At 76.3% G+C, this 15572-nt stretch carries 10 protein-coding genes; 3 read left to right on the forward strand and 7 right to left on the reverse strand.

All coding sequences use genetic code 11. The features are described 5' to 3' along the window. Positions 1–39 precede the first annotated feature (39 nt). The 3 genes from LEP48_RS07445 to LEP48_RS07455 form a co-directional block, all read right to left on the reverse strand. Positions 40–942, reverse strand: coding sequence for an MBL fold metallo-hydrolase (locus LEP48_RS07445; protein ID WP_225564960.1), 903 nt, complete (start codon positions 940–942; stop codon positions 40–42). Further along, a complete protein-coding gene (locus LEP48_RS07450; protein WP_225564961.1) occupies positions 939–3122 on the reverse strand; it encodes an alkaline phosphatase family protein in 2184 nt (727 codons plus the stop codon). The genes LEP48_RS07445 and LEP48_RS07450 overlap by 4 nt, the downstream gene beginning before the upstream one ends. Before the next feature lie 122 nt (positions 3123–3244). Next, positions 3245–3478, reverse strand: coding sequence for a DUF3046 domain-containing protein (locus tag LEP48_RS07455; protein WP_225564962.1), 234 nt, complete (start codon positions 3476–3478; stop codon positions 3245–3247). 248 nt (positions 3479–3726) lie between these two features. Between LEP48_RS07455 and LEP48_RS07460 the strand changes: the two genes are divergently transcribed. After that, positions 3727–8733, forward strand: a complete 5007-nt coding sequence (locus tag LEP48_RS07460; RefSeq protein ID WP_225565181.1) for a DEAD/DEAH box helicase — start codon at positions 3727–3729, stop codon at positions 8731–8733. 12 nt (positions 8734–8745) lie between these two features. After that, positions 8746–9540, forward strand: a complete 795-nt coding sequence (locus tag LEP48_RS07465; protein ID WP_225564963.1) for a DNA-formamidopyrimidine glycosylase family protein — start codon at positions 8746–8748, stop codon at positions 9538–9540. A gap of 96 nt (positions 9541–9636) precedes the next feature. On the opposite strand, the gene LEP48_RS07470 is transcribed toward LEP48_RS07465, so the two are convergent. The 3 genes from LEP48_RS07470 to pgsA all read right to left on the reverse strand — a co-directional run bounded on the left by LEP48_RS07470 (position 9637) and on the right by pgsA (position 11329). Next, positions 9637–9981 carry a helix-turn-helix domain-containing protein gene (locus LEP48_RS07470; protein WP_225564964.1) on the reverse strand — a complete coding sequence of 115 codons (345 nt, stop codon included), beginning with the start codon at positions 9979–9981 and terminating at the stop codon, positions 9637–9639. A gap of 243 nt (positions 9982–10224) precedes the next feature. Beyond that, a complete protein-coding gene (locus tag LEP48_RS07475) occupies positions 10225–10716 on the reverse strand; it encodes a CinA family protein (RefSeq protein WP_225564965.1) in 492 nt (163 codons plus the stop codon). A 10-nt stretch (positions 10717–10726) separates the two neighbouring features. Continuing rightward, positions 10727–11329 carry a CDP-diacylglycerol--glycerol-3-phosphate 3-phosphatidyltransferase gene (gene pgsA, locus LEP48_RS07480; RefSeq protein WP_225564966.1) on the reverse strand — a complete coding sequence of 201 codons (603 nt, stop codon included), beginning with the start codon at positions 11327–11329 and terminating at the stop codon, positions 10727–10729. Positions 11330–11427: 98 nt separating this feature from the next. Here pgsA and LEP48_RS07485 point away from each other — a divergent pair, with 98 nt between their 5' ends. Next, positions 11428–12801 carry a CapA family protein gene (locus tag LEP48_RS07485; RefSeq protein ID WP_225564967.1) on the forward strand — a complete coding sequence of 458 codons (1374 nt, stop codon included), beginning with the start codon at positions 11428–11430 and terminating at the stop codon, positions 12799–12801. 11 nt (positions 12802–12812) lie between these two features. Here LEP48_RS07485 and LEP48_RS07490 read toward each other — a convergent pair whose 3' ends face one another. Next, on the reverse strand, positions 12813–15389 hold the full coding sequence (locus LEP48_RS07490) for an FtsK/SpoIIIE family DNA translocase (RefSeq protein ID WP_225564968.1): 2577 nt from the start codon (positions 15387–15389) through the stop codon (positions 12813–12815). Positions 15390–15572 lie beyond the last annotated feature (183 nt).

Genomic DNA, 15572 nt, shown 5'->3' on the forward strand with positions numbered 1-15572 from the left:
TGCCGACGCCACCCGCCCGCGTGTCGCTCACCCGCCCCGTCACCAGCCCTGCGGCTCCCCTGCCCAGCTCTCCCCCGGCCGGAGCACGACGACGTCCGTGGCCGGCGCCACCCGGGCGGCCGCGGCCGCGAAGGCGTCGCCCGCCCGGTCCATCCACCCGCGCGGCAGGTGGCGGCCGCCCGGCGCGTGCAGCGTGCCCCAGTGCACGGGTATCGCCACCCCGACCCCCGCCTCCGCGCACACCTCGGCCGCCTGCCACGGTCCCAGGTGCCCGCCCGAGAGCCGCGGCCCCCACCCGGACACCGGCACCAGCGCCACGTCGAGACGTCCCCCGGCGAGGTCGCGCACCCTGCCCATGCTGCCGAAGCGCTCGGTGTCGCCCATCGCCCAGACCGTCGGCCCCGCGGCGCCGGCACCAGTTCCGGCACCGCGACCCCTGAGGCGGACCAGGTGCCCCGTCGCGGCGTTCGGGCGGTGCGGCATCGGCCGGTGCCCGTGCACCGCAGGGGCGAGACGCACCTGCACGCCGCCGACGTCGTGCCACGGACCGGAGCGCCACGTCTCCACGCGCCCGGCCACGACCCAGGCACCCTCCAGCGCGACGCCGCGCACGCCCCGGCCCCGCAACCACCGCGCGCTCGACGACGCGGCGAGCACCGGCACGTCCCCCAGGAGCCGCAGCGACCGCAGCTCGGCGTGGTCGTGGTGCAGGTGGGACAGCAGGACCGCGTCGGCGCCTTTCCAGGCAAGCTCGGCCGGCCGCTGCCCACGCCGGCGCAGCAGGCCGGCGTGGCGGTGCAGCAGCGGGTCGGTCACGAGCCGCGTCGTCGCCCCGCCCGGTCCGGCCAGGTCGAGCACCACGGTCGAGTGACCCAGCCACGTGACCCGGAGCCGCCCGCCGGCGTCGACCCGGGCGGGCCGGCCCGCCCGCGCGGCGCTCATCCGTCGGCCGCCCGCAGCCCGAGACCCGTCAGCCAGGCGACGAGCCGGCGGTGCACCGACTCCGCGCCGACCAGCATCCGCGCGCCGTCGACGTCCTCCCGCTCGCCGTCGGGCACCACCAGCCCGGCCGGTCGCAGCAGGACCGCCTCGTTCTGGGCGCCGCCCAGGCCGCCGTGCGAGCCGACGAGCGGTTCGAAGGCGTGCACCCGGCCGATCGTGTCGACCGCCGAGACCAGGACGAGGTCGCCGGCGTCGTCCAGGCCCGCGACACGGCACAGGTCCGCCCGCGCCCGCGAGCCGTAGCCCGCGAGCGGGTCCGTGCCCTCGACGCGGCCGGAGACGAGATGGTGCCGCCCCGCCCGGCCGTGGGCCACGACGTCCTCGCCCTCACGCACGACGACGACGCCCACCGCGGGCAGCTCCAGCAGGCCCGGCACCAGCGCGGGCCACCGGGCGGCCACCTCGGCCCCGTCCAGACGATGCGGCTCACGACAGAACCACACCATGCCGAGGTTCCCTGACCCGATCACCGCCACCTCAGGGGTCTTCGGGTCCCGCGGCTCCGCCCCGGCCCGGCGCCCGTCCGGCTCGCGGTCCGGCCCGACGAGCACCCGGGGCTCGCCGCGACGGTCGCTGCGCACGGCGTTGAGGGCCGCGTTCGCGGGCCACCAGGACTCCGCGTCGCCGACGCTCCCCGCCGTCCGACGGTCGAGGGCCTCTGCGCCGGGCCGAGATCCCGGCCTGCCGACCGGCGACCGGCCCGCCGCCATCAGGCGGCGCACCTCGTCGGGGAACGAGCTCCCCACGACCTGCTCGAACGTGGCGCCGAGCGACTGGCCGTGGTCGGAGACGACCACGAACTCGTAGCGGCGCGGCGCCCCGCGGGCGACCTCCTCCCACAGGCCGAGCACCCGGTCCAGGCCTTCGAGCGCGCGCAGCGACTCGGGACGCAGCGGCCCCGCGTGGTGCGCGATCTCGTCGTAGTCCACGAGGTCGACGCACACCACCGGCGCGCCCCGCACGAGCTGCTCCGCCACGAGTGCGGTGTTGAGGTCGCGCAGCAGCACGTTCGTGACCGCCCGCAGCAGCGGGTACCAGCCGCGCCGCGGGACACGGGGCTGCACGCCCCGCGCCGTCTGCTGCCAGCCCTGGTACAGCTCCTTGACGGCCTCGCCGGCCGTGCCCACCACGGCCCGCACGAGCACGAACGGACTGGCCGCGAACCGGACGAACAGCTGCCCCGGCCCGAGTCCCGACCCTGCGCGGCTCAGCACCAGCAGGCTCGTCGGCGCGTCGCCGGAGAACATCGTGGACACCGCCGCCCCGCCGTCGGCGAGCAGCCCGCGGCCGTCGCTCGCGCGACGCTCGACGGCGGCGCCGTCCGCGGGCCGGTTCGTCACGACCATCCGCCCCTGGGTGCGCGACCACCAGCGGAACGCCGGGACGTGCTCCGTGGTGCCGTGCAGCAGGCCCAGCGTGCTGGCCGGTGTGGTGCACGGCACCCGCGCCCACCACGACTCGAGCCGGTGCGAGCCGGTGGCGAGCCAGCGCTGGACGGTCGGCGCCAGCCCGGCCTCGATCGCGTGGTCGAGGGTCGGCCGGGACACGCCGTCCAGCAGCACCACGAGCAGGCCGGGCGGGTCGGCACCGTCAGCACCGTCAGCACCGTCAGCACCGTCAGCACCGTCAGCACCGTCAGCACCGTCAGCACGGCCTGCGGTCCCGGCCGCCCGCTCCCGGCGTGCCGGGCCCGCCCGGCGCCGCGAGCGCCGGACCAGGTCGCCCACGACGTACGCGTTGTCGTTCGCGCCCATGATCCAGTGACCGACCGCCATCACCACGGCGGCCAGGACGAGGACCAGCACGACGTCCGACCACGACTGGCTCGTGATCCCCGGCAGGAACCGCAGCGCCGCACCGAGCACGAGCACCTGTGCCGCGAGCCCGAGCACCAGGGCGCCCAGGGCGCCGGACGCACGGGCGAGCCGCCGCAGCGGGGCCCGGAGCAGCAGGTCTCCGGCGCCGACGGCGAGCGCCGCGAGCAGGACGACCGCCGGCGAGGTCACCGACACCGCGTCCACGACCCCGATCGCGATCCCCAGCCCTGCCGTCGTCGACAGGAGCGACCACAGCACGCTGCGCACGACGGCGGCCGTCGGCAACGGACGGGCACGGCTCATGGCGCCATGATGCCGCCGCAGCCCGCCCGCGTCCTGGGCAGCCCGCGCAGCGGCCCGGCAGCGGTCCAGGGCAGCCCGAGCGCCGCCGGGCCGAACGCGAGCGCAACCCTGGCGCGGACCGGTCAGCGTGGGGGCGGCGCCTGCCTGCGGTGGTCGCTGCCCCACCGGAGCGCGTCGGGCACGTCGAGCGCGTCGCACAGGGCGTGCCAGACGTCGCGGGGCTCGAGGCCCGCCTCGAGCGCCTCCGCCGGGGTGCGGTTGTCGAGCCGTGGCAGCACCTGCTCGCGGACCAGGGCACGGCCGTAGGCCGGCCCGAACACCTCGTCGACCAGCTCGTCGAACTCCCGGTAGCGCACGGGCCAAGCCTGCCACGAGCCGCCGCCCGGGCGGTTCTCACCACCGAACGTCGGAGCGGCCCCCGCCTGGACGGCGCCTCGCGCTGCGCCGTGTCGGACGCGGCTGCCACGATGGCCGGGTGACCGGGACCTCGCACGACGACCACGAGGCCGACGTGCGCCGTGCCCCCGCCCGACCGGCCGACGCGCTCCGGGCCGAGCCGCACGAGGCCGAGCCGCACGAGGCCGGGACGCACCCGGCCGACGCCCTGGCCCGGTTCGCCCCCGCGACGCGGGCCTGGTTCGCCGGGGCGTTCGAGGCGCCGACGCCCGCGCAGGTGGGCGCGTGGGAGGCGATCGCCTCCGACCGGCACGCCCTGGTGGTCGCCCCCACCGGGTCCGGCAAGACGCTCGCGGCGTTCCTCTGGGCGATCGACCGGCTCACCACCGCGCCCCCGCCCGAGCCCGCGCGCCGGTGCCGCGTGCTGTACGTGTCGCCGCTCAAGGCGCTCGCCGCCGACGTGCAGCGCAACCTGCGCTCGCCCCTCGCCGGGATCCGCCAGGTGGCGGGACGCACGGGGGCCGAGGTCACCGAGATCACGGTCGGCGCCCGCACGGGCGACACCCCGCCGTCGGAGCGCCGCGCCTTCGCCACCCGCCCGCCGGACGTGCTCGTCACGACGCCCGAGTCGCTGTTCCTCGTCCTGACGTCGCAGGCCCGTGCGGGCCTGGCCGGCGTCGAGACGGTGGTCCTCGACGAGATCCACGCGGTGGCGGGCACCAAGCGGGGCGCGCACCTGGCCCTGAGCCTGGAACGCCTGGACGACCTGCTGGAGCGCCCGGCCCAGCGCATCGGCCTGTCGGCCACCGTCCGGCCGGTCGAGGCCGTCGCCACCTTCCTCGGCGGTCACCGCGCGCCCGACGACGGCGGTCGCGAGGTCGTCGTCGTGGCGCCGCCGTCCACCAAGCGCTGGGCGATCGACGTCGTCGTCCCCGTGCCTGACCTCGCGGACCTCGACTCGGCGGGTGGCGTGCCCGACCCGGCAGCGCCTGCGCCGCCGGCGGCCCCGCAGCCGTCGACCGGGACGGGCGACGACGAGGTGGACCTGTCCGGGGCCGCCGCCGGGCCGCTGCGCCGGGCCTCGGTGTGGCCGCACGTCGAGGAGCGCGTGGTGGACCTCGTCGCGGACCACCGCTCGACGCTCGTGTTCACCAACTCCCGCCGCGGCGCCGAGCGGCTCACCGCCCGGATGAACGAGGTATGGGCGCTGCGGTCCGGGGTCGAGCTGCCGGCCGTGGGCACGCAGTGGCCCGCGCAGGCGCAGGGGCAGTCGGGCGCATCGGTCGGCCTCCCCGCGGCCGGCACCGCGGAGCGCGACGGGGACGGCGACGGAGTCCCCGTGCTGGCCCGCGCGCACCACGGGTCGATGAGCCGTGCCGAGCGCACCCGCACGGAGTCGGAGCTCAAGGCCGGGGTCCTGCCGGCGGTCGTCGCGACGTCCTCCCTGGAGCTGGGCATCGACATGGGCGCCGTCGACCTCGTGGTGCAGGTCGGGGCTCCGCCGTCCGTCGCGAGCGGGCTGCAGCGCATCGGGCGGGCCGGGCACCAGGTCGGTGCCGTGTCCCGCGGCGTCGTCTTCCCGACGTTCCGGGGTGACCTCGTGCCCGCGGCCGTCGTGGCGCAGCGGATGCGTGCGGGCGAGATCGAGCACCTGCGGGTGCTCGCCAACCCGCTCGACGTGCTCGCACAGCAGGTGGTGGCGGCGCTGGCCGTGGCGGACCGGGACGCCGACGAGCTCCTGGCCCTGGTGCGCCGTGCGGCCCCCTTCGCCACGCTCGGCGACGCCACCTGGCGCGCCGTGCTCGACATGCTCGCCGGGCGGTACCCCAGCGAGGACTTCGCCGAGCTGCGCGCCCGCATCGTCTGGGACCGGGCCACCGGCAGGCTGTCCGGGCGCCCCGGCGCGCTGCGACTCGCCGCCACCAGCGGCGGCACCATCCCCGACCGGGGCATGTACGGCGTCTTCCTCGCCACCGCCGCCGGCTCCGCGGGCTCGCCCGCCGACGACGACGGCGGCCGCGAGCGCCAGCGCGGCGGCAAGCGCGTGGGCGAGCTCGACGAGGAGATGGTCTACGAGTCGCGCGTCGGCGACACGTTCACCCTGGGTTCCTCCACCTGGCGCATCGAGGAGATCACCCCGGACCGGGTGCTGGTCACGCCCGCGCCCGGCCTGCCCGGCCGTCTGCCGTTCTGGAAGGGCGACTCGCCGGGCCGCCCCGTGGAGCTGGGACGGGCGGTCGGCGAGTTCGTGCGGGTCACCGACGCCCGGCTGGCGGACGACGAGGCGCGCGGTACGTCGTCAGGCCGGGACTCCCTGCGCGCGGCGGGCCTGGACGACTGGGCCGCGGACAACCTGGCGTCATACCTCACCGAGCAGCGTCGTGCGACGGGCCGGCTGCCCGACGACCGCACGGTCGTGGTGGAGCGGTTCCGGGACGAGCTGGGCGACTGGCGGGTCGTCGTGCACTCCCCGTTCGGCGCGCCGGTGCACGCGCCCTGGGCGCTCGTGGTGGCCGCTCGCCTGCGGGAGCGGTACGGCACCGACGTCGCGGCCATGCACTCGGACGACGGGATCGTGCTGCGGCTGCCGGACACGGGGGACTCCGGGTGGGACCTGACCGGGGACCCGGGCGACGGCTGGGGCACGGGCGGCACGGACGCCGCGGCCCACGGCCGGGGCGACGCGGCACCCGGCCTGACGGCCGAGGACCTCCTGATCGACCCGGACGAGGTGCTGGGCGCGGTGCGCGACGAGCTGGGCGGCTCGGTGATGTTCGCGGCGCGGTTCCGCGAGGCCGCGGCGCGCTCCCTGCTGCTCCCCCGCCGCCGCCCGGACCGCCGCCAACCGCTGTGGCAGCAGCGCCAGCGGGCGTCCCAGCTGCTCCAGGTGGCGTCCGCGTTCCCGGACTTCCCGGTGATGCTGGAGGCCGCCCGCGAGTGCCTGCAGGACGACTTCGATGTCGCGGCGCTCGCCGAGCTCATGCGGGACCTGGGCGCCGGGCGGGTCCGGCTCGTCGAGGTGACGACGTCGCAGCCGTCACCCTTCGCGCAGGCACTCCTGTTCGGCTACACGGCCCAGTTCCTGTACGACGGCGACGCGCCCCTGGCCGAGCGGCGGGCCGCGGCGCTCTCGCTCGACCCCGAGCTCCTGGCCGAGCTGCTGGGCGACCAGGGCGCCACGCCCCTGGCGGACCTGCTCGACCCGGGCGAGGTCGAACGCACGGAGGCCGAGCTCCAGGCCTTGGCGCCGGACCGTCAGGCCAAGGGCGCCGAAGGACTGTGGGACGTGCTGCGCCGCTCCGGGCCGCACCCCCGGGGTGGCCTGGTGGCCCGGACCCGCGTGGAGCATCGCGCGGAGGTCGCCGCATGGCTGCGCGACCTGGAGTCCGCCCGGCGCGTGATCCGCGTGCGGCTGGGCGGGCTCGGCGACCAGGAGGCCGAGCAGTGGGCCGTCGCGGAGGATGCCGGCAGGCTGCGGGACGCGCTCGGGGTGGCGCTGCCCGTGGGGGTACCCGAGGAGTTCACCGAGCCCGTCACCGACCCGTGGGGCGACCTGCTGCGCCGGCACGCGCGCACGCACGGCCCTTTCGGGGCGGCCGACGTCGCGCGCCGGTTCGGCGTGGGGGTCGCCGTCGCGGCCCACGCCCTGGCCAGGCTGGAGGCGGGCGGCGTGCTGGTGCGGGGGCGCCTGCGCCCCGAGTCCCTGGGTGGCACGGGCGACGAGTGGTGCGACCCCGGCGTGCTGCGCACGCTGCGGCGGCGCTCGCTCGCCGCGCTGCGCGCCGAGGTCGAGCCCGTCGACCCGCAGACGCTCGGGGTCTTCCTTCCCCGGTGGCACGGCATCACGCCGACCGGCGCCGGGCCCGGTGGTGGCGGGGCGCTGCGCGGCCACGACGGCGTCCTGCGGGTCGTCGAGCAGCTCGCCGGTGCCGCGGTGCCCGCGAGCGCCCTGGAGACGCTCGTGCTGCCGGCGCGCGTCGCCGACTACTCCCCCGCCCTGCTCGACGAGCTGTCGACCGCGGGCGAGGTGCTCTGGTGCGGGCACTCCCGCCTGCCGGGCTCCGGCGGCGGCGACGGCCTCGTCAGCCTGCACCTGGCCGACGACGCGCCGCTCACCCTGCCCGCCCTGGGCCCCCTGGAGGAGGACGGGCCGCTCGACACCGCGCTGCACCGCGTGCTGCTGGACCTGCTCACCGGGTCGGGCGGCTTCTTCCTCCCGCGCCTGGCAGACGTCGCGGAGGTGACGCAGTCCGTGGCGCTCGACGCCCTGTGGGACCTCGTCTGGGCGGGGCTGGTGACGAACGACGGTCTGGGCGTGCTCCGGGAGCGGCTCGGCGGAAGCGGGGGCGCCCACCGTGCGCCCCGCAGCCCGGCCCGCGCCCGGCCCGTGCGGCGCTCCCGGTTCGTCGTCGCCCGTCCGACGACGACGGGCACCGCGGCACCGCGCGGCGGCGGCGGCCGCTGGTCGGCCCTGCCGGCGCGCGAGCAGGACCCGACCGTGCGCATCCACGCCCGCACGCAGGTGCTGCTGGAGCGGCACGGGGTGCTCACCCGTGCCGTCGCGCCGTCGGAGGGGGCCGCCGGCGAGTTCCGCGGAATCTACCGGGTGCTGCGCGAGCAGGAGGAGCGGGGCGCGGTGCGCCGGGGCTACTTCGTGGAGCACCTGGGCGGTTCGCAGTTCGCCCTGCCGGGGGCGGTCGACCAGCTCCGCACCGACGCCCAGGACCGGGCGCGGGCGCTCGAGGCCGTGGCGGCGGACCCGGAGCCCGGCCCCGCGTCGTTCTCCTCGCGCCGCGCGCCGGGACGTCACCACGTCGTCCTGCTCGCGGCGGCCGACCCCGCGAACCCGTACGGGGCGGCGCTGGCCTGGCCCGACCCGCGGCCTCAGGACGACGGGTCCGGGAGCCGCGGCGTGCACCGGCCAGGCCGCAAGGCCGGGGCCGTGGTCGTCCTCGTCGACGGCGACCTCGCCCTCTACGTCGAGCGCGGCGGGCGCACCCTGCTGTCCTTCGCCGTGGACGCCGAGCGGCTCGCCGTCGCCGCGGGGGCGCTCGCCGACGCGGCGTCGGCGGGACGCCTCGGCCGCCTGCTGGTCCAGCGGGTGGACGGCGTGGCCGCGCTCACTGCCGCGCGCGACCGGACGCCTGCTGCTGCGGCGCTGCTGGACGTCGGCTTCGGCGTCACCCCACGCGGCCTGCGCCTCGCGGGGCGCTGACGAGGAGGTCCGGTGCCCGAGGGAGACGTGCTGCGCCTGACCGCCGAGCGGCTCGACGCCGCGCTGCGCGGCTCTCCCCTGCTCGTCGCCGAGCTGCGCTGGCCGAGCGCGGCCGGGGCGCACCTGGTGGGCGCCACCGTGACGTCGTGCGCCGCCTACGGCAAGCACCTGCTCACGCGGTTCGACGACGGTCGGACCCTGCACACCCACCTCCGCATGGAGGGCACCTGGCGGGTGTACCGGTCCGCGCCCGGCGGCTCGTCGTGGCGCGGCCACGACGTGCGCGCCGTGCTGGGCACCGCACGGTGGACCTGCGTCGGGCGCAGCCTCGGCATGCTGGACCTGCTGCCCACGGCCGCGGAGGGCGAGCTCCTGGCGCACCTCGGCCCGGACGTGCTCGACCCCGGGTTCCCGACGTCGGGCATCGGTACGGCCGTGCACCGTCTGCTCGCCCAGGGCGACCGGCCGGTGTGCGAGTCGCTGCTCGACCAACGCCCCGTCGCCGGTCTCGGCACCATCTGGACGGCGGAGTCGCTGTTCGCGGTCCGTCAGTGGCCCTGGACCCCGACGGCCGCGCTCGGCGAGGCCGGGCTGCACCGGCTCCTGGCCACGGCACACCGGCTCATGGACCGCAGCGTCCGGCTCGGGCGCGCCCGCGGCCTCCGGGCGTCCGAGCCCGCCGTCCACGGGCGGGCGCGGCGCCCGTGCCGCCGGTGCCGCACCCCCGTCGCCGTGGGCACCGCCAACGCGCCGCCGTACGACCGGCCGATCTTCTGGTGCCCCTCCTGCCAGCGCGCGCCTGGCTGACGCCCGCCCGGTGGCCGGCGCGGCCCGCGAGCCCCGGTACGACGACGGGGCGCCCCACCCGTGGTGGGACGCCCCGTCGTGAACCTCGTGGCTCGGTCAGCCGACCGGTGCCAGGTCCGGCTGCCGGTCGACGCCGCGGGCGTCCTCGCCCCGGCTCAGCATGCCGGCGAACACGTCCGCGGGGATCGTGTCGGGGATGTGCAGACCCTCGGCGACCGCGACACGGTCGCTCACCTCGCGGAGCACGAGCGACATCGGCACGTCGAGCGCCTCGCAGATCGAGGCCAGCAGCTCGGACGACGCCTCCTTCTGCCCTCGCTCCACCTCGCTGAGGTACCCGAGCGAGACGCGTGCCGCGGACGACACCTCACGCAGGGTGCGCCCCTGACGCTGCCGCGCGTCGCGCAGCACGTCGCCGATCTCTCGTCGCAGTACGATCATCTCGCGCCCCCTCTCCGTGTCCGGCCGCGGCGCGGTGGCGTCCGTGACCGGGATCCTCGCCCGTCCTGTCCTGCCCCTGCTCCCAGGGGTGGCACTACCGTATCGCGCCCGCGGCCTGTCCTGCCGGGCGGGGCGAGCATCGATACGGGTTCGTGCCCTGTCAGTGATCACACCTCCCGCAACGCGCGGCACCGGACCCTTGTTCCCGGTGTCACGAGGCGGTCACCCGTCCTCACGCATCCTTCACCCAGCGGGCCGGGGCACGGCGAGCAGCTCGACCGCGAGATCGAGCACGCCGCGCACGGCCCCCGCACGGACCTCCGCCCGGTCCCCGGCCAGGTCGAGCCGGCGGAACCGCTCCTGGTGCGGCGTGCAGACGGCGACGTACACCTCGCCGGGCGGGTGCCCGTCCTGACCGTCGGGGCCGGCGACGCCGGTGGTGGCGAGACCGACGTCGGCCCCCGTCGCGGCACACGCCCCGCGCGCCATCTGCACCGCGACCTCCGGGTCCACGGCGCCCCGGGACGCCAGGAGACCGGCGTCCACCCCGAGCAGCGTCCTCTTGAGGTCGGTGGCGTAGGCGACGACGCCGCCGCGCAGCACGGCGGAGGCACCGGGCACCTCGACCAGCGCTGCCACCACGAGGCCGCCCGTCAGCGACTCCGCCGCCGCGAGGGACCAGCCCGCCTCCCCCGTCGCCGCCAGCACGGCGCCGGCCAGCGCGGCCGTGCTCATGCCGGCACGCTCACGCGGCCGCGGTCGGGCCCGTGCCGCGCCGGGCCTCGGCGCGCAGCCGCCAGCCCTGCACGGCGTAGTCGACGCCCGTGACGACCGTCACGACCATCGCCACGACGAGCACGATCCACGCGAGGACCGCCACGAAGACCGGCAGGTGCGCGAGCGGCAGCAGGAACAGGGCGATCGCGATGATCTGCAGCACCGTCTTGAGCTTGCCGCCCCGTGACGCGGGCATCACCGCGTACCGGAGCACGACCATGCGCAGCACGGTCACGCCGAGCTCGCGGGCGAGGATGATCGTCGGCACCCACCACGGCAGCACCCCGAGCGGCCAGGCGAGCAGGATCAGCGCGGCACCGACGAGCGCCTTGTCGGCGATGGGGTCGAGCAGCTTGCCCACGTCGGTGACCAGCCCGCGGGACCGCGCCAGGTGCCCGTCGACCCGGTCGCTCAGCGCCGCGAGGAGGAAGATCCCCGTGGCGACCAGCCGCCACGTCACCGACTCCCCGCCGTCCATGAGCAACGCCCAGGCGAAGACCGGCACCAGGAGGATGCGCAGGACGGTCACCGCGTTGGCGATGTTCCAGGGCGAAGGCTCTTGCGTGACCACGGGACCACCCTAGCGGGGGCCAGGTTTCACCCGGTGCGGGCGCGATCTCGCCCCGGACGCGGTGCGCCGAGCGGCCGTTCGTCTCCTATCCTCCTCACGTGCCCCGCCATGCGTCCGACGACGGACCCCACTCGAGCCGACGGGGGCGGCGTCGGCTCCTCCTGGGCGTCGGAGCCTCCTCCGTCGTCGCCGCCGCGCTGGCGACGATCGCCCTGTCCACCGTCCTCGAGCCGGACGCGCCGGGCAGTGCCGGCGCCACGCCCGCCGCCGAGGTCCCGTCGTCGCCGGCGCCGAGCCCGTCCCCGTCGCCCACCCCGTCGCCGGCGGTATTCTCCCTGGTCGCAGCGGGCGACCTTCTCCCGCACAACCCCGTGGTGCGCTCGGCGACCGACGGCGACGGGGCGATCGACTTCGGCCCGCTCCTCGCCGCGCTCGACCCGTGGGTGCAGGGCGCCGACCTCGCCCTGTGCCACATGGAGGTCCCCGTCGCCCCCAAGGGGAGCGCGCCCAGCGGCTATCCGCTCTTCGCCGCACCGTCCGAGCTGGTGGGCGACCTGGCGGAGCAGGGCTGGGACGGGTGCTCCACCGCGTCGAACCACTCCGTCGACCGGGGGTACGACGGGGTGCGCGCCACGATCCGTGCCCTCGCCGACGCGGGGATGGGATACGTCGGGACGGCAGAGAGCGCCGAGGAGCGGGACGAGCCGCAGCTCTACGTCCTCGAGCGGGCGGAGCGTGAGCTCACCGTCGCGCACCTGTCCGCCACGTACGGGCTCAACGGCCTCCCGATGCCGGCCGACGCGCCCTGGGCCGTCGACCTCATCGACGCCGATCGGCTCGTCGAGCAGGCGCGCGCCGCCCGCGACGACGGGGCCGACGTCGTGCTCGTCAGCCTGCATGCCGGGGTCGAGTACACCGAGACCCTCACCGAGCAGCAGACCGACGTCGTCGAGAAGCTCGCGGCCTCGACGCAGGTGGACCTCGTCATCGGGCACCACGCGCACGTCCCGCAGTCGATCGACAGGGTCGGGGACGGGCCTCAGGGCGACGGCATGTGGGTGGCGTACGGGCTCGGCAACCTCCTGTCGAACCAGAGCTCCGCCTGCTGCGACGTCCGGACGAGCAACGGGGTGATGCTGTCCGCCACGTTCACCCAGGAGCCCGAGGAGGAGACGGTGCTCACGGACCTGCGCTGGACCGGCACGACCGTGGACATCCCCGCGGGGCACCGCGTGCACGCGCTGCCGGACGTCCTCGACGACACCGGCAGCACCACCCTGTCCGCGGACGACCTCGAGGCCCGCCAGCAGCGCGTGGCCGACGCCGTCGGCCACGCGGCGAAGCAGCGCAAGTCACCGGCCGAGCCGACCGGCCCCGCGCCCGAGGTCCTGCCCCGCCAGGACTCCGCCGGTGGTTCCGGCAGCACCGAGAGAGACACCGACAGCACCGGCGACACCGACAGCACCGGCTGAGCGCACGAAGGTCAGCGCCGGCCGTTCTCCGGGTCGGTGTCCGCGCCGTCGTGGTAGTCGTCCGCCACCGGCGGGGCGTGCCCGTCGGTGCCGTCGGAGTACCGGTCGTCCGGGGCGGCCGTGGCCTCGGCGCCGTCCGCCTCCTGGTCGTACGCCTGCGACGTCTCGCCACGGATCAGAGCGAGCGCGGACGCCAGGTCGTCCGGGCCCACGAGCACCTCGCGCGCCTTCGAGCCCTCGGACGGTCCCACGATCTCGCGCGACTCCAGCAGGTCCATGAGCCGGCCCGCCTTCGCGAAGCCGACCCGCAGCTTGCGCTGCAGCATGGAGGTGGACCCGAACTGCGTGGTCACGACGAGCTCGGCGGCCTGCAGCAGCAGGTCGAGGTCGTCGCCGATGTCCTCGTCCACCTGCTTCTTGGCGGCGGCGGGCGCGGTGACGTCCTCGCGGTACACCGGCTTGAGCTGCTGCTTGACGTGCTCGACGACGGAGTGCACCTCGGACTCGGTCACCCAGGCGCCCTGCACGCGCATGGGCTTCGCGGCGCCCATCGGCAGGAAGAGCGCGTCGCCCTGCCCGATGAGCTTCTCCGCACCGGGCTGGTCGAGCACGACCCGCGAGTCCGCGAGCGACGACGTCGCGAACGCGAGCCGCGACGGGACGTTGGCCTTGATGAGACCGGTGACGACGTCGACGGACGGGCGCTGCGTGGCGAGCACGAGGTGGATGCCGGCGGCGCGCGCGAGCTGCGTGATGCGCTGGATCGAGGCCTCGACGTCACGCGGGGCGACCATCATGAGGTCGGCGAGCTCGTCGACCACGACCAGCAGGTACGGGTAGGGCGCGATCTTGCGCTCGGACCCGGGCAGCGGCGTGACCTTGCCCGAGCGGACGGCCGCGTTGAAGTCGTCGATGTGCTTGTACCCGAAGGCCGCGAGGTCGTCGTAGCGCGCGTCCATCTCGCGCACGACCCAGTCGAGCGCCTCCGCGGCCTTCTTCGGGCTCGTGATGATCGGCGTGATGAGGTGCGGGATGCCCTCGTAGATGGTGAGCTCGACGCGCTTCGGGTCCACCAGGACGAGCCGCACCTGCTCCGGCGTCGCCCGCATGAGGATCGAGGTGATCAGCGAGTTGATGAAGCTCGACTTGCCCGCGCCCGTGGCACCGGCGACGAGGATGTGCGGCATCTTCGCGAGGTTGGCGACGACGTAGCCGCCCTCCACGTCCTTGCCGACGCCCATGACCATCGGGTGCTCGGTGCGGCGGGCGGCCGACGAGCGCAGGACGTCGCCGAGCACCACGGTCTCGCGGTCCGAGTTGGGGATCTCGATGCCGATCGCGGACTTGCCGGGGATCGGCGACAGGATCCGGACGTCCGCGCTCGCGACCGCGTACGCGATGTTGTTGGACAGCGAGGTGATGCGCTCGACCTTCGTCTTCGCCCCCACCTCGACCTCGTAGCGGGTGACCGTGGGACCGCGGGTGAAGCCCGTGACCTGGGCGTCCACCCCGAAGTCCTCGAAGACCTTGGTCAGGGACTCCACGACCCGGTCGTTGGCCGCCGAGCGCGTCTTGTGGGGCGCGCCCTTGCCGAGCGACTCCTCGTTCGGCAGCAGGTAGACCGTGTCGCCGTCGAGCATGGGCTGCTCGGCCCGTCCCATGGGCGGCAGGTCGCCGGCGGGGGCCGGCCTGGCCTTGGCCTCGTCGGGCGGCGGGGGCACCGCGCCGGCCGCGACCACCTGGGTGGGTGCCGACCGGTCGGCCTTGGCCGCGGCACCCTTGCGGGCGGCGGCGGCCTCCTTCTCCAGGACGGCGGCCTTCTCGAAGGCCTCGTCCCCCGCGTACTCGTCGAGGCCTGCCGCCTCGGCGGCCTCGGCTGCCCGCTGGGCCTTGGTCTTGCGTACGCGCTTGGTGCGCGGCGCGGGCTCGCTGCCGTCGTGGCGCGAGACCCCCTCGGCGAGCGGGAGCCCGTCCTCGTCCACCTCGGCGGCCTCCCCGTGGTTGCCGGTGAGCCGGTCGTAGAGGCCCTGCAGCCGCTCCGGGATGCGGTGGACGGGGGTCGCCGTGACGACGAGCAGCCCGAAGAACCCGAGCAGCAGGAACAGCGGCACGGCGACCCACTCGGTGACGCCGGTGGTCACGGGTGTCGCGGTGAGGTAGCCGATGATGCCGCCGGCGTCCTGGATACCGGCGAAGCCGTCGCTGGGCGAGGGGTTGTCCTCGGAGATCGCGACCAGGGCGCACACGGCGACCACCAGGAACGTCAGCCCGATGGCCACGCGGGAGTTCGCCTGGGCGCGCTCGGGGTGACGCATGACGCGCACGCCGAGCCAGATCAGCAGCACGGGCACGGCGACCCCCGCCAGCCCGACCGTCCCGGCGACGACGGCGTGCACGGCCGTGCCGAAGGCTCCGGGCAGGCCCCACCACTCACGCGCGGCCACGACCATCGCGAGCGCGATGAGGAAGAAGGCGACGCCGTCTCGACGGTGCTCGGGTTCCAGGTCTCTTGCTCCCTTGGTGATGCTGCGGATCACGGCGCCCAGTCCGTGGGCGACGCCGAGGTAGACGCCGCGGACGGCGCGCACCGGCCAGGACGGTTCCTGCCTCGCCGGTCGACGCGCGGGCGCCCCGCGGCGGTTCCGACCCTGCGTCCGCGCCGACGACGCGCCCTTGGTGCGCGACGACGTGGCGCGGGAGGTCGAGCTGCGCGCGGGCGCACGTCTGGTCGGGGCGGCCACGGACGCACTGCGTCCCGTCCGTGCCGCTCC

The organism is Isoptericola luteus, assembly GCF_020297055.1.
GTDB lineage: Bacteria > Actinomycetota > Actinomycetes > Actinomycetales > Cellulomonadaceae > Isoptericola > Isoptericola luteus.

Excerpts from the sequence above, each read along its gene's own strand:
- LEP48_RS07445 (WP_225564960.1), bottom strand. The coding sequence starts at position 942 with ATGAGCGCCGCGCGGGCGGGCCGGCCCGCCCGGGTCGACGCCGGCGGG.
- LEP48_RS07450 (WP_225564961.1), bottom strand. The coding sequence starts at position 3,122 with ATGAGCCGTGCCCGTCCGTTGCCGACGGCCGCCGTCGTGCGCAGCGTG.
- LEP48_RS07470 (WP_225564964.1), bottom strand. The coding sequence starts at position 9,981 with ATGATCGTACTGCGACGAGAGATCGGCGACGTGCTGCGCGACGCGCGG.
- LEP48_RS07475 (WP_225564965.1), bottom strand. The coding sequence starts at position 10,716 with ATGAGCACGGCCGCGCTGGCCGGCGCCGTGCTGGCGGCGACGGGGGAG.